The organism is Shewanella sp. SG44-6 (genome assembly GCF_014164185.1).
Taxonomy (GTDB): domain Bacteria; phylum Pseudomonadota; class Gammaproteobacteria; order Enterobacterales; family Shewanellaceae; genus Shewanella; species Shewanella vesiculosa.
The window spans coordinates 15,318-30,034 of sequence record NZ_JACJER010000056.1 but is presented as its reverse complement, the minus strand read 5'-3'; the positions used below and the strand labels follow the sequence as shown (position 1 = coordinate 30,034).

12 protein-coding genes are annotated in these 14,717 nt (G+C 42.2%); 3 read left to right on the top strand and 9 right to left on the bottom strand.

Features of this window, described 5'->3' with window-relative positions:
• Positions 1-396: 396 nt before the first annotated feature.
• Entirely contained in the window at positions 397-1,293 is an 897-nt protein-coding gene (locus H5185_RS11685) for a LysR family transcriptional regulator (RefSeq protein ID WP_124018240.1), read from the bottom strand.
• Between the two features lie 97 nt (positions 1,294-1,390).
• On the opposite strand from H5185_RS11685, the gene H5185_RS11680 reads away from it, so the two are divergent.
• Positions 1,391-2,983 carry an NADH-quinone oxidoreductase subunit L gene (locus tag H5185_RS11680; protein ID WP_182742152.1) on the top strand — a complete coding sequence of 531 codons (1,593 nt, stop codon included), beginning with the start codon at positions 1,391-1,393 and terminating at the stop codon, positions 2,981-2,983.
• 2 nt (positions 2,984-2,985) lie between these two features.
• Positions 2,986-5,406, top strand: coding sequence for a YbcC family protein (locus H5185_RS11675; protein WP_182723008.1), 2,421 nt, complete (start codon positions 2,986-2,988; stop codon positions 5,404-5,406).
• A gap of 121 nt (positions 5,407-5,527) precedes the next feature.
• Here H5185_RS11675 and H5185_RS11670 read toward each other — a convergent pair whose 3' ends face one another.
• The 7 genes from H5185_RS11670 to H5185_RS11640 form a co-directional block, all read right to left on the bottom strand.
• Complete coding sequence (locus H5185_RS11670) at positions 5,528-6,067, bottom strand: hypothetical protein (RefSeq protein WP_182723009.1); 540 nt, start codon at positions 6,065-6,067, stop codon at positions 5,528-5,530.
• 208 nt (positions 6,068-6,275) lie between these two features.
• Positions 6,276-6,602 (bottom strand): YceK/YidQ family lipoprotein, encoded by a 327-nt coding sequence (locus H5185_RS11665; protein WP_182742151.1) that lies wholly within the window; start codon positions 6,600-6,602, stop codon positions 6,276-6,278.
• Between the two features lie 345 nt (positions 6,603-6,947).
• A complete protein-coding gene (locus H5185_RS11660) occupies positions 6,948-7,370 on the bottom strand; it encodes a copper resistance protein CopC (RefSeq protein ID WP_182723010.1) in 423 nt (140 codons plus the stop codon).
• Positions 7,371-7,469: 99 nt separating this feature from the next.
• Positions 7,470-7,775, bottom strand: a complete 306-nt coding sequence (locus H5185_RS11655; protein ID WP_182723011.1) for a DUF3240 family protein — start codon at positions 7,773-7,775, stop codon at positions 7,470-7,472.
• Positions 7,772-10,825, bottom strand: a complete 3,054-nt coding sequence (locus H5185_RS11650; protein WP_182723012.1) for an efflux RND transporter permease subunit — start codon at positions 10,823-10,825, stop codon at positions 7,772-7,774. The genes H5185_RS11655 and H5185_RS11650 overlap by 4 nt, the downstream gene beginning before the upstream one ends.
• Before the next feature lies 1 nt (position 10,826).
• Positions 10,827-11,858 (bottom strand): membrane fusion-like protein, encoded by a 1,032-nt coding sequence (locus tag H5185_RS11645; protein WP_182723013.1) that lies wholly within the window; start codon positions 11,856-11,858, stop codon positions 10,827-10,829.
• Positions 11,855-13,099 (bottom strand): metal transporter, encoded by a 1,245-nt coding sequence (locus tag H5185_RS11640; protein WP_182723014.1) that lies wholly within the window; start codon positions 13,097-13,099, stop codon positions 11,855-11,857. Before H5185_RS11640 ends, H5185_RS11645 begins: the two co-directional genes overlap by 4 nt.
• A gap of 192 nt (positions 13,100-13,291) precedes the next feature.
• Between H5185_RS11640 and H5185_RS11635 the strand changes: the two genes are divergently transcribed.
• Positions 13,292-13,789, top strand: a complete 498-nt coding sequence (locus H5185_RS11635; RefSeq protein ID WP_124018249.1) for a LuxR C-terminal-related transcriptional regulator — start codon at positions 13,292-13,294, stop codon at positions 13,787-13,789.
• A gap of 123 nt (positions 13,790-13,912) precedes the next feature.
• Here H5185_RS11635 and H5185_RS11630 read toward each other — a convergent pair whose 3' ends face one another.
• Positions 13,913-14,716, bottom strand: a complete 804-nt coding sequence (locus H5185_RS11630) for a sulfite exporter TauE/SafE family protein (protein WP_182742150.1) — start codon at positions 14,714-14,716, stop codon at positions 13,913-13,915.
• Position 14,717 lies beyond the last annotated feature (1 nt).

Here is a 14,717-nt window from a genome sequence, read left to right as displayed (position 1 = left end):
GGCAACCGCGACTAAAAATGCATATAGCCATGAAGGTAGAGATAAAAAACTCAGCAGCATTGCTAAGGTAAATATCACTAAACCATTAATCAACATTATTTTAGTTAGCATGAAGACTCCAATCCATTTTTATTCAGATTAGCACTCTATATGTCATTGTAGGCTATCGACTTTGGTCTAAGCTTAAATAATCTACTCAATATGTTCAGTGTGTCGTTAAGTGATATTTACCAATGTTTTAAGCTAACTAATTTCCCTCGAATAGGCCAAAACGCATTCACCGCACGGGATCTGAAATGAACAGCAGCGGATAGGCTTTATGCTCGACAATTTAGTGTTCACATAGTTATTTCAGCGGGCTTAGCGATATCATTGGCGAACAAATATGGATAGACATTAATCACTAAATGCAGGATCAAGCTGCTGCTTTAATAGCGCTAATAACACCTCAGGTACAAATTTTCGTTGGGTGGTAATGGCATAGAAATTTTCATAAACATTGGGTAAGTGCTGATACACATTTAAAATCCCCTGCTCAATTTCGTCTTTAACAACCACTGGAGGTAACACAACCAGTGCGCCACTGTCGCGGGCTAAAAGACGCAACATGGCCATGTCATCGGCTTCTGCTTGCACATCGGGTTGATATTGCCAGGTCGCGCAAAAGGAATTAAATGCTGCCCTAATTTCAGTATTTTTACCCGGTAGAACCCAGCGCATGTCTTGATAACCTTCCGGGAAACTGGCGTTTATCCGGTTAGCTTTGGGGCCCACAATCGCCAAAGGTTGCCTAGAGACCAACTGGGTTTGCCATAATGGATCTTTTTTATCGACACTGATAGGTCGATTAGTCAGTACTAAATCCAGTTCGTGATCCGCCAGACCGTTTAATAGATCGCTCATGCCTCTGGCCGATAAAGAAAAGCTCACATTAGGATTGGCCAGCAACGGGCTGATAAAATTCTCCACAAAGTTACGCGATAATGTGGTTAAGACCCCAATAGATAAATGCTGCTTTTCACTCATACTGCCTTTGCGTAAAAAAGACTCCAACTCTTCGCCTTTACTGAATATATCATCGGCATAAGCCAATACACGATGACCATGGACCGTTAGGTTGAGGCGTCGTGCTCTGCGCTCAAACAACTCAACATTCATGTTGTGTTCAAATTGCTTAATTTGTGCCGACAATGCTGATTGAGAAATATGCAGGTCTTTAGCGACTTGCGTCAGGTTGCCTACAACCGCGACACGCCAAAAATAATAAAGGTGATGATAATTAAGACGACTCATTATAGTTAACCAAAACAGAACGTTTTATTAGTTTATATATATTTTTATTAAATATACAGCTCTGACATACTCTGTTGACTAAAAGAAGAGGCAGTTTATGAATATCGCGTTATCGTCCGTTTTTTTATTATGTATTCCCATTACGTTACTTTTGGCTAGCGCCCTGAGTGGGCGTTTAAGTGACCGTGCGAGGTTTAACAATAAATCTACATGGTTAATTAAGCTCAGCGGTCTTATTGTTGTGCTCTATATTACCGCCTTGGTGGTAAGTATTGCGTTACCGGGTCTTCACGCTGATGCGCAATATATTAGCCAATCACGACTCAGCCTCTTGATGATGGGGCTAGTGGTCTTTATGAGTGTTATTTTAATCGCATTTTCGCGTAATTATATGGCGGGCGAACCTCGTAGCGGCACTTATTGGCACTGGCTACTGAATATTCTCGCGGCAGTGTCTGTGGTAGTGATTAGTAACCATTTATTATTATTCTGGCTCGGTTGGGTATCAATTAGCTTAGCCTTGCATAAGCTTTTAACCTTCTATCCTGAACGCCCTCGCGCGGCGCTGGCTGCACATAAAAAATTCCTCTTAGCACGCACCGCAGAAACCTCGTTATTGGCTGCAATTATATTGTTGTATCAGCAGCACGGCAGCTTATTGATAAGTGATTTACTTAGCCACTTTAATGCGGTGGCCACAAACGACAACTTACAACTAACGACCGTCGATCATATTGCTGCAGTGCTAATTGCACTCACGGCCTTAATTAAATGTGCGCAATTACCGGTACACGGCTGGTTGATACAGGTTGTAGAAGCGCCGACACCGGTAAGTGCTTTACTGCATGCAGGGGTCATTAACCTCGGTGGTTTCTTGCTGATTTTATTTGCGCCCTTGTTTATTCAATCTACTGTCGCGCAGTGGCTAGTGCTAATAGTTGCAGGATTAACCACTGTGATGGCGGCATTAATCATGACCACTCGAATTAGCATTAAAGTGCGTTTAGCTTGGTCTACCAGCGCGCAAATGGGCTTGATGTTAGTTGAATGTGCATTAGGGTTGTTTGAATTAGCCTTACTGCATTTATTAACGCACTCAGTTTACAAAGCCTATGCATTTTTGAATTCAAGCAGTGCGGTTTATGAAGACATGCAAAGGCGTCTTGCGCCAGCGGCCAATCCTAAGATGATAGATTGGATAGTGGCAGGGGTATTTTCAAGCATTATCGTCTCGATGGCAGTGATGGTTATAGACTATCAAGGAGTATGGAGTGTTTGGTTGTTATTGGTATTAGCGCTCACCATGTTATTGGCTCAGCGCCACAGTGAGCGACTGCGTAGCAGCATGATGCCCGTTTTCCTCTTAAGCATATTATTAGTGATCAGTTACAGCGGGTTTAAGTGGTTGTTTGGGGCCATTATTCCCGCCACGTCAGCCATGCATGTTGAGGCGTTAAGTGCGGTCGATATTGTCGCAATACTGTTATTTGTCAGTTTGTTTGTGCTCAATTGGATGTTGCGTTATCAGCCACATAGACCCTCAATACATCATTTACATATCGCCTTATTCGCCGGTTTATATTTAGATGAATGGCTCACTCGATTGACGTTACAAGTGTGGCCAGTGCAGTTGCCAGCACCCAGCAATAATAAAGTATTAGATAAAGCCACCGAAGTTGAGGAAGTATGACCATGAGTATCGCAGTTAAATCACCTTTGATAGCGCAACTGACTGATAGCCAGCAGGCAAAATTAACTTCCGCGGGTAACAACATTGCCCCGACATGGCCGCTCGATAAAATGATTGCTGTTAATCCATTTTGGCAAATGCGTGAGCAACCGATTGAACAAGTGTCGGCGCGAGTATCGGCACTTGATCGTATTCAGTGTTTAATGCCCAAAGGCCATTATCAGCATTTATATGCACAAGGCGATATTAGCCAGCATGCGTTGTTATTAGCGGCTGAGCAACAAGAGGTTGCAATGTCAGTGGATCAGCTTGAAGCCTTTCTTGATCAAGCCGATGATCTGACTCATTTTCACAATATTGCCGATTTATTAGATAATCAACGCGACCGATACAAAATGGCATGGCGGGATGAAATCATTCATCAAATCAGTCAATTTTGTGCCGCATATTATCAACAGTTGCGGCCCATTTTGCCTTGTCGTGATAGTTCAGCACAGCCAGATCTATACTGTCATTGGCTCGAGGTTACCGGTCGGGATCGCGGCCTGAGTATTATTATGGATGAGCCAGGCTTGCTGCACTATTTCAAACAATTACCGCAAGATGCACCGACCTTGCTCGCAGAAGCTGTTGCTGAGTTGGGGATTGATGACACTGTAATCGAGTCTTATGCCCATGCATTGTTACTTGATATTAATGGCTGGGCTTCTTGGGTGGCCTATTTGCGCTGGCAAGGCGACTTGCAGGCAACGCCGAGCGATGAAATGCTGCAACTACTGGCAATTCGTATGGCTTGGGAGTTAGTGATTTGGCGTTACTTAAAAGCACAACAAGCGGACAGTTTTATTCACTTAGCCGCGCTTTGGATGCGTGAAAAAGACCAACTGCCGCATCTACTCGCGCAGCATGAGCAAGCACAACAGCCCCTTTGGGTGTGGGCAAAGGCAGCTGAACTGAGTTATCAACACAAGCTGAACACTCAGTTAGTGGATGCTCAAAAGCACCCTATAACAGCGCCAAAGTTACAGGCCGCATTTTGTATCGACGTTCGTTCAGAGGTCATACGCCGGGCGTTAGAAAATCAGAGTGATGATATCCAAACCATAGGGTTTGCGGGCTTTTTCGGATTACCTATCGAGTATCAACCGCACGACAGTGAATTGTCTCGCCCTCAGTTACCGGGATTGTTACAGCCGATCATACGAGTGTCTGAATGGCGTGATACACAGGCTCAAACCGATACGCTAAATAGCAAGGCTCGTTGGCAAACCTGGTCACAAGCTGCGCCGTCAGCATTTTCTATGGTGGAATCCATGGGCTGGCTCTATGCTTTTAAAATGCTCAAAAAATCATTTTTTGCCAAACAAATCCACAATCCTGTTAATGCACTGACTCATCAAAAAAGCTGGATCTTACGTAAAAATGATCAGCTACTGTCGTTAACCGATAAAGCTGAACTGGCTAAAGGTATCCTAAATGCCATGGGATTAAGCCAATTCTCACCTACGGTATTATTGGTCGGACATGGAAGCCACACCACCAATAATTTACATGCTGCGGGCTTGGATTGTGGTGCCTGTGGCGGTCAAACTGGTGAAGTAAACGTGCGGGTTTTAGCCCAATTATTAAATGAGCAAGATGTACGTAAAGCATTGTTAGATCTCGAGGTTGTAATTCCTAGCACGACCCATTTTGTGGCCGCATTGCATAACACCACCACAGATCATATTGATTGCTTTGATACCGATATCGATCCCGTCCTAGTCTCATGGCTAACAGCGGCTACAGAAACGGCGCAGCGAGAGCGTTTGGTTCACATCTCCCCAGAGTTAGCTGGTAGCAGTGCAGCTGAATTAGATCGATTTTATATTCAGCGCAGTAATGATTGGTCTCAAGTGCGTCCAGAATGGGGTTTGGTAAACAATGCCGCTTTTATTGTGGCACCTCGATCTTGGACCAGAAATGTCAATCTGCAAGGTCGAAGCTTTTTACATGATTACCAATGGCAAAATGATGCTGACTTTGGCGTTTTAGAATTGATCATGACCGCGCCTATGGTGGTAACCAATTGGATTAATATGCAATATAACGCATCGGTGAGCGATAATGTTAAATACGGCAGTGGTAATAAGTTACTGCATAACGCTGTCGCGGGTCATATTGGTGTGTTTGAAGGTAACGGTGGTGATTTACGTATTGGCCTGTCGATGCAAACGTTGCATGATGGCCAAAAATGGATGCATCAACCGCAACGTTTAGCGGTGTATCTAGCTGCACCAAGAGAGCCCATTGAGCAGATCACGGCTAAACATGACAATGTGCGCTGGCTTGTCGATAACCAATGGTTGTATTTACTGCGCTGGTCAGATGAAGGCGTAATTGAACGTTACTATCAGGGGCAGTGGTTACCACAAGCGGCTTAACATTTGTCGCCCTGTAACGTTAGTGCAGGTGGTAACAATTATAATGAGTCGCGATTATTTTTCTCAGTCGTCCGTTGGCGTATGAACCTCGTGTAGAGGTCAATACGCCTTGGAAATAGGTTTACCGAGTCATACTTGGCCTAATAAGTACTTCATTTAAGCTTATGATATCTTCGATGGTTTTCCTGTCATAAGTTGTCATGGTTATTTTTACACAGCAATTACCATATTTTACTATTTCACCATTCATTATGTGCTCATATGACCTTAGCGTGATAGGTTCCATCAGTAAGTTATTTTTTTGGTAAAGTTCAACGTTTACCAAGCCACTTCCTAGTGCACCTAAATCGTAACTGGTTAACACTAAGGTGCTATTTTTATTGACTTCATATATAGATTTGTATTTTTCGCCGTATTTTAAAAATGTTGATACATGATAAGAAGCTAATACAAAGCCTACTATGATTAATAATAGTTTCACTTTGAGTTCAGCCAATAAAGAACCGCATAGCAGTATCGAAAACAGCAGTAAATTTAATGTTGCATCAAATATTTTATAGTTCTCAAAGCTGTAGAAATATAAATGGTAATCAAAATATGTGGACAGTAATTTATATAAAATAACTGAGCTAATTAATGCTATTCCTGACAGTCTTTTCATGGCTGTTATTCTTCGCTTTCTTGTCTGGTGTTCGGTCTGTTTTATGGTTAATTCAGGCTTATCTTGTTCACACAGTCAATTGATCAGAACTTTTATTCTACAATGGTACAACCATAGTGATTGATCCTTATAGCCATTAATGACCTGCTAAAAATTATCATCGATAAACCATCCGATTTGCCTAGATTTATGCTAAAGAATAGGCAGGTTAATTAACCTTAAGTGAGCCTTTGTCAGCTTGCATTTTTATGGTGTAGGGTAAAACGACGGTATCAGAAACCACAGAAAACACCGTATCAAAAACAATAAGAGGGACCTTGTTAACTGAGCCACCTAAATTGACCGTTTTACTTGGCTCACCATATAAAAGGCAGAAGTTATACGAAACACCGCTATAGACTCTTGGTATCTCTCCACAATAACTTTTTTTGCCATTCTGCGAGATATTAAGATGATTTTGTGGGGGATCAATGGTTTTAATGGTTGCACATGAAAATGTACATAGCGCGACTAAAATGAGTGTGAATCCTTTCATAAACAAGTATTCCTTTCAATGATAATGACAGTGTTCGAATACTGATTATGCCCATTCAGCTTGAGTATCAGTATCAATGCACACACAACTAATTGATAACAATTGAACTTAGCAGAATACTCGCCACAATACTATTTTGCTTATTGCTATCGCTTTTTATTTCATGATGAGCGCTTACTGTCCAACTTTTCACAAGCCACATAATGGATGCTGTTGGCGTATTTGATATGTTAAATCGCTTTAACCCCGCGGATCATCTCGAACTGTATTGGTGATGATCCGCGAGTAAGTAAATGCTTTAGTCGCTAATTAGCAATCTTGTGAGCCAAACTATCGGCAAATTATTTAATGATGTAATTTGTTATGCAGGATAGCGTACTTATGTTTTTTGGTTGATGGTCGAGGGTAGCTATTGTCATCTTCAATGGTTAGCTTAAGCGCTCCCTTTTTAGCGACGTTATCATGATTGTGGACCTGCCATAAAACAACATAATTAGTCGGCATAAGTGAGGGTATCTCAACAGAAAAGACCTTGCTTTCACCTTTCGGCACTTGAATGTTTAAATTGAGCCAGTAGCCGTCCATGTCGTTAAGCGTTAGTGAATCTAACGTCACTATTTCATCAAATGACAGCTTTATTTTACTCGTAGGCGCCATAATAAACTCAACCGCCACAGCGCTATTATTGGACGTTAATTCGTTGGCCACAACACTATTTGTGACCAACACAGTAGATAAGAATAATCCTAAACCGTGGTAGATTTTCATCTCAACGCCTTACCATTTTACTCAATAGCGACCGCAAACCGGTGTAAGTTTATCGCTTGTTTGACACAAGATGCTTTAGTCCGATTGCTATTATTTCGGCTAACATAAGGTGCCGGTATGCACGATTGGCGTGATCCAGTAACGACACGGATTATGTTTGCACACTAGCGCAAGGGTGCTCAATAATGCCTGCTGCTGATCAACTGGATGCATAATTTCAAATTTACAAAATTCTCGGTAACCTTCAACCTGTTCCTTAATATTAAAGTGGCTATGTTCGCGACTAAAACCACAAATATCACCTAGGCTAAAACCTGATAAGAAATCCAGCTCGATTAAAGTATCGACGATATCATCCTTGATATCATTTTGAGCGATCAGCACTAACAATTGCTCAGTGATCATTTACGTTTCTCCAGCCAGTAATAAAGAATTGGTAATAAATAAAGTGTTGTAATGGTTGATGTTAACAAACCACCAATCACAACAATCGCTAACGGTTTTTGGATTTCAGCCCCAGGACCAGAAGCAAATACCAACGGCATTAAGCCAAACATTGCTGTCGTGGCAGTCATCAAGATGGGTCGTAGGCGCCTCGCGGCACCCTGTTCTACTCGTGCTAATAAACCACTGAATAGATGCTTGGTTTGCTCGTAATAACTCACCATCACCACACCATTAAGTACCGCTACGCCAAGCAGGGCGATAAACCCAACCGATGCCGGTACCGACAAATATTCGCCAGACAAATATAAGCTCACAATACCGCCCATCATGGCAAATGGCACGTTGGCGAGGATTAAACCGGCTTTCGCTAATGATCCAAAGGTAGTGAACAAAATCAGCGTGATTAACGCAATTGCAATGGGGATAACCAAGAGTAAATTATTAGTCGCACGTTGTTGGTTTTCAAACTCGCCACCAAAGCTGACACTGTATCCGCTAGGGAACTTAATATCGGCCGTGATTTTCGCGTTGAGCTCTTCAACAAAGCTGACGATATCGCGCCCTTGAACGTTAGTGGTGATCACCGAGAAACGGTCGCCTTGCTCACGTTCAATTAAGATAGGCCCTTCTTTATAGCTTAACTTAGCCACATCGGTTAAACGCTTTAAGGAATGATCTGGCATCACCAATAACTGATTTTTCAGTTCATGAATGCTGCTTAAGCCACCTTGATTATTGGCTATCAGAACTGGAGTACGCTTTTTACCCTGTAGCACTTCGGTAACGATTACCCCTTCAAGCTGACTCTTTAAATAGCGAGCAAACTCCATGGTGCTCATACCAAACCCACGCGCCATTTCATTGTCTAAGGTTAAATTGATAAAAGGACTGCCTTCAATCATCGACATTTTGACATCGATACTGCCAGCTGTTGCACTAACAAGCTGTTCTATTTGCGCGGTTAATTGCCCTAAAGTATCGATATCGGTACCAAATACCTTAATCGCTACATCACCAATACTGCCGGTGAGCATTTCCGAAACGCGCATTTGGATCGGCTGGGTAAAGTTAAAATTAACTCCAGGATACTTAAGCAACTCGCTGCGAATCGCCTCAATTAATTGCTCTTTAGAATCAAATCGCCACTCATCGCGTGGGGCCAGTTCTAAAAACACATCGGTTTCATTGAGGCCCATTGGATCTAAACCCATTTCATCCGCTCCGGTACGAGCAACCATCTGCTTAATTTCAGGAACCGCAGCAAGCAAGGTCTGCTGAATTTGCTTATCTATCGCAATAGAGGCTGCAAGCGAGATAGAAGGCGACTTCTCTAACTGTAAAATAATGTCACCTTCATCTAAGGTCGGCATAAAGGTTTTACCCACAAAGCTAAACAAGCCTAAACTGACAATGAGTAAGGCAAACGCGATGATCATAAAAGGCTTTTTATGGTTAAAAGTACTCTTAAGGCTGCGAAGATACGCGGCTTTTAATTTCTCGATAGCCTTAGGTTCTTGGGCTGACTTTTCATTCACCAGATAAGACGCCACCACAGGAATAACGGTGAGTGATAACACCAATGCAGACAACATGGCGAACACAATCGTCACGGCGACTGGAGTAAACAGTTTGCCCTCCAGCCCCGTAAGTGTCAGTAACGGCGAAAACACTATCATTACAATGACAGTGCCCGATACCACCGGAATCGCGACATCTTTCGTGGCGCGATAAATAAGGTGTAAACGGGGTAACCGTTGCTTAGTCGCAATCAGGTTGACCATGTTTTCAACCACCACTACGGAAGAGTCGACTAACATACCTATGGCGATCACTAATCCACCTAAGCTCATAAGGTTGGCGGAAAGATCAAATAGGTCCATCATTAAAAAGGTCGTTAATGCCGCGAGAGGCAAAGACAGCGACACCACCAAAGCGGCGCGGACGTTGCCTAGAAACAGTGCCAGTAGCACAATAACTAACAGTACAGCCTCAAACAATGCACTCGAAATGGTATCGATGGCGGTATTAATTAGGTTTGCGCGATCATAGAAGGTATTAATCACACTGCCTTCAGGTAATGTGGTGCTGATTTGATCAAGCTTTTCTTTAATACTACTTACCACTTTGGCCGTGTTAGCATTTTTAAGAGCAATAATTAACGCTTCAGCAGCTTCTTCACCGTCTTTGGTTACTGCGCCATAACGAGCTAAATGACCAATCTGAATATCTGCTAAGTCTCGAAGGCGGTATACCTTGGCATCATCAACCTTAATAACCAGTTGCTTTAGCTCATCAATATTATCAATTCGGCCTTCAGCACGGACAATAATCGTATCAGTGCCGATAGTGAGTTTTCCGGCACCTTCATTGTGGTTATTATCAATAATGGCTTGTTGAAGTGAGGCAAAACTCACCCCAGCAGCGGCCATCGCAGACGGATTAGGATTAATGCTAAAACTCTTAGCATAACCGCCTAAAATATTAACATCGGCCACTCCAGCAACGGTACGCAGGAGTGGACGAACCTCCCACTCCAGCAGCTGTCTGCGTTCCATTAGAGATAAATTAGGGTTTTCCAGAGTGAACATAAAAATCTCACTCAATGGTGTACTCATAGGTGCAACACCACCGGATACCCCTTGCGGAAAACTGTCCCACACTGCGGCAAGTCGCTCGCTCACTTGCTGTCTGGCCCAATAGATATCAGTTCCTTCAGTAAAGTCTAGGGTAATGTCGCTGATGGCATATTTGGTGGTTGAACGTAAAATAGCCTGATTAGGTATCCCCAATAATTCAGTTTCGATAGGCACGGTAATCTGTGCTTCGATTTCTTCAGGGGTCATGCCTGGCGCTTTTAAAATGATCTTAACCTGAGTCGGTGAGATATCAGGAAAAGCATCTAGCGGAATAGCAAACCAAGCGCGAGCACCAGCGAGCATTAATATCAGCGCGACAATCAGAACAAATATGCGCTGAGTCAGCGAAAAACGGATGACGGAAGCGAGCATATTATTCGCCTCCTAAGCCAAGTAATATCCCTTTAACAGCCGCAACAGATTGAGATAATACTTGAATTTGGCTTAGGTCTTGATCGCTCGCAACAATATATTCATCAGAGGTCGAACCTAAAATATCGATACTGAGCGCCGATAATGTTTGCGCTGTTTGGATAAAGATTTGGCTCTCTTGTTGCCAGCTAAATACGCTATTTTTAGGTAACATATACACGGCTTTTTGATACTCGGGTATCACAGTGAGTTGTTGGCCTAACAGTAAGTTACACTCTTGAGGTACCGGCTTTGACCATGCCGTTAAAAACACACCATCAGCAATAGCCGATACTTCATCTATCGAAATATGACACTGATTAATATTTACTGCCGATAATGACGTTGATTGGCTCATGGGCACATTGACTTTAACCCTTATGCTGTCCGCAGGTACTAGCGAAAATAGCTGGGCTCCTGCGGTGTAAGGACTATTGAGATGATTCAGATTGACAATGCCTGCAACAGGGGCTATCACCACTAATGATTCTGTTTTGGCATCGATACTTTGCACCATCTCCATAAAATGCTGCATATGTTCATATTCAAGATGAGTGCTGAAATAATCTTGGCTGATCTCACGCCACTTTTCCGTGCTAATACTGCCACTTTCTAATAATGGTTTATTACGGTCGTAACGCTGCTTGGCTAGTTGATAAAGACTTTTAGCAGCCTCTATTTGAGCCAGAAAATGAAACACTTCAGGACCCGTCAACCTCACAATCGCTTGACCTTTGGTGACGATTTGCCCCTGACCGACTAAGAAAGTCACTTGTTGGATATTCTCAGGGGTCATAACCCAATAATCATTACCGGGTAAACGCTCAATTTGTGCTGGCAGTGAACTACCTTCATAACTGGCTACTTTTCGAGGCTGGATATAGCTCAATTCTAAGTTACCCAAATCTTCAAGCGATATCGACTCCGCGGACGCGATACTGGCGAATAAATAAAAAGGTACGCATAAAAGGCTAACGCCAAATTTGGCCATCATAATGAAATTCCTAAGGCTTGCAGTTGCTGAGAATGAAGTTGTTGCTGAGTGACTTGGTTAAGCGCTAATTGCGATTCAGTATCAAGCGCGTCCATATAGCGACGCAGCCAGATTTCATAGCCAATTTGATTGTGATCTTTCACTTTGGCTAAATGTTCGGTGATGGTTCTGCTTAAAGACAGTCCGCGCTGCAGTAACGCCTGTTGTTGGCGAAGACTTTGCTGTTGCATAGCCAGTTTTTCTGTTTGGGTCTTTAATTCAAGATAGATGCGTTCACTGTTTAGGCTTTGTTCTTGATAATCTTTTTGCCAAATAGACAGATCACTTTGTGATAGTGCCGAGCCAAAACTCAGCGGTACGCTAATCCCTAGGCCTAAATGTTGGTCATTAAATTGATCGCCAGCGGTTTCTTTTGCCGTTAATGACACAGTCCAAGGATCTTGCTCTCCCGCTTGCTGACTTTTGATCATTAACAACTGTTGCTGCTGTTGCAGTGATTGCAAGCGCCACAATGGATGCTGCATTAAGGCCGAGTTAACCGTATCAGGGTTAGCTGAGTCAAGAACAGACACAGGGTGCGATTGTTCTTCTATTTGCTCAGGCATTTCATTTCGGCCTGTTAACGAGCGAAAAAGCGATAGTGCATCAGCTTGTTGCTGCTTAAGATCAATTTGGGCTAGATCAATGTCAACGCGCTCACGTTCTAACAATAATAAATTCACTAAAGGTAACTCTCCAGCATCGGAAAGTTGTTTTTGTTGAGTGTGTAATTTTTCGAGTAAGGTGGCTTTACGATTGAGCTGGCTAAGTTTGACCGATGCGATGCGATTCTCCCACATGCTTTGCCTGAGCAAACCAGATAAGTACAGTCTTTGTAATGCGACCTGCTGACCTTGTAAGTCCTGGGTCAATTGTCTCAGCTGTTTATCACTAGAGTGCAAACTGAATGATTTGATAGGTAGGTTAAGCGATACTTCTTGCTCATAAATGTTACTATTATCAAGGTCGCTAAGGTAACTTAAGTTAATACTGGGTAAGCCGGACAACCAAGTTGAACTGCTTAATTCCACCCCGCGGACATCATTGGTTGATATCTTGTTAGCTTGTGTCGCTTTTAACCTATCTTGGCTGATTTGCAACAGTTGTGGCAGTTGGTTATTAGGCGTTGCATAGCTGTAAGTACCACAACTTATAAACGCGATGAGAAGACATATCTTGATACTAAACTTAACAGCAGACATAAGTGATTTCTGTAACCCAAAATGTATAATCATAATATTCATGTTGGTGTTACATCGCATGGGTAGCATGTATCATAAACCCCCTTATGGTACATATGTACCACAGCGTAAGATTTTGATTTAATTTATTAAATTATCTTGTGTTATTTTTGGGGTTATTTTTTATTATTGCTTTGCGTCAGGATTGTTACCATGAAAAAAGATGTTTTTATTATTATATTATTGCTGTTGATAACGTTATTTAAACTTTTTGACATCTTTGCTGACTTGCAACTCAACCTCCCAACTTGGCATATTGCACAAGAGGGGATCTTAGTATTGCTTACCATCTTGGGCAGTATTTATTTAGGTTTCGATCTGATACGCAGCTCTCGCCAGGTAAAAGCTCTCAGGAGCAAACTCGTAAAAGCAGATAAGCAGATTAATAATATGTCGAGCCAAATGCATGCTGCCAGACAAGAATACAGCCTAACAATTGCAGCACAATTTACTGCTTGGGGATTTACCAAAAGTGAACAACAAGTGGCACTTTTACTGTTAAAAGGCCTCAGTTTCAAAGAAATTGCCGAAGTACGTTTAACCAAAGAAAAAACCGTTCGCCAACAAGCATCAACCATTTATAGTAAAGCACAAGTTGATGGACGCCATACTTTGTGCGCATGGTTTATGGAAGATTTTATTCAGGAATAAAGTCGCAATAAAACGCTAGTGATAATTATTAGCAACTATTTTTAGAGTATGGATTACAGCTCAACACCCATTATGGGTTTTAAGCTGTATTGATAATCGTTGATAACGTATTTCAGTTTAATATCATATTATTGAAATCAACATCTTAATGCTCAATATAATCAGCAGAACCGCAAATACTTTCTTTAACAGTGACACGGGTAACTTGTGGGCCAGTAGTGCACCATAGGGTGCGGTTATAAAACTGGTTACTGAAATTAATACCACCGCAGGCAGATATACATAACCTAAGATATAGTCATTTACTGACGAAAAACTCCAACCATTAATCAAATACCCAATAGTACCTGTAATAGAAATGGGGAGCCCGATAGCTGCAGATGTACCAATGGCCTTCTTAATGTCAATGTTCTGCCATGTTAGGTAGGGGACGGTTAGAGAGCCACCACCAATCGAGACTAATGCTGATATAGATCCTATACCTAAACCCGCTGAAAATAAGCCTGCAGGCCCTGATAACTGCCTTGACGGTTTTGGTTTTTTATTTAAAAACATCTGCGTCGATACAAATGCCATAAATAATGCAAAAAAGATCCCCAGATATAATGAACTTAAATATGAGGCTAAAAATGTTGCAGTAAATGTACCTAAAATAATGCCTAAAACCATACCTTTAACAGCCAACCATACAACCGCACCTTTTGCATTATGAGATCGGAAACTGGAAAAAGAAGTGATCACCATGCAAGCCATTGAAGTTCCCAACGCCAAATGCACTACATGATCGATAGTGATACCGTGCAATAGGAATATAGAGGTTAATGTCGGGACTAAAATCCCACCACCACCGATACCTAATAACCCAGCCATAAAACCGACAAAAGAGCCTAATAATAAAAATAGTAAAATCCACTCAGGTTGTAACATC

Excerpts from the sequence above, each read along its gene's own strand:
- H5185_RS11685 (WP_124018240.1), bottom strand. The coding sequence starts at position 1,293 with ATGAGTCGTCTTAATTATCATCACCTTTATTATTTTTGGCGTGTCGCG.
- H5185_RS11680 (WP_182742152.1), top strand. The coding sequence starts at position 1,391 with ATGAATATCGCGTTATCGTCCGTTTTTTTATTATGTATTCCCATTACG.
- H5185_RS11675 (WP_182723008.1), top strand. The coding sequence starts at position 2,986 with ATGAGTATCGCAGTTAAATCACCTTTGATAGCGCAACTGACTGATAGC.
- H5185_RS11670 (WP_182723009.1), bottom strand. The coding sequence starts at position 6,067 with ATGAAAAGACTGTCAGGAATAGCATTAATTAGCTCAGTTATTTTATAT.
- H5185_RS11665 (WP_182742151.1), bottom strand. The coding sequence starts at position 6,602 with ATGAAAGGATTCACACTCATTTTAGTCGCGCTATGTACATTTTCATGT.
- H5185_RS11660 (WP_182723010.1), bottom strand. The coding sequence starts at position 7,370 with ATGAAAATCTACCACGGTTTAGGATTATTCTTATCTACTGTGTTGGTC.
- H5185_RS11655 (WP_182723011.1), bottom strand. The coding sequence starts at position 7,775 with ATGATCACTGAGCAATTGTTAGTGCTGATCGCTCAAAATGATATCAAG.
- H5185_RS11650 (WP_182723012.1), bottom strand. The coding sequence starts at position 10,825 with ATGCTCGCTTCCGTCATCCGTTTTTCGCTGACTCAGCGCATATTTGTT.
- H5185_RS11645 (WP_182723013.1), bottom strand. The coding sequence starts at position 11,858 with ATGATGGCCAAATTTGGCGTTAGCCTTTTATGCGTACCTTTTTATTTA.
- H5185_RS11640 (WP_182723014.1), bottom strand. The coding sequence starts at position 13,099 with ATGTCTGCTGTTAAGTTTAGTATCAAGATATGTCTTCTCATCGCGTTT.
- H5185_RS11635 (WP_124018249.1), top strand. The coding sequence starts at position 13,292 with ATGAAAAAAGATGTTTTTATTATTATATTATTGCTGTTGATAACGTTA.
- H5185_RS11630 (WP_182742150.1), bottom strand. The coding sequence starts at position 14,716 with ATGTTACAACCTGAGTGGATTTTACTATTTTTATTATTAGGCTCTTTT.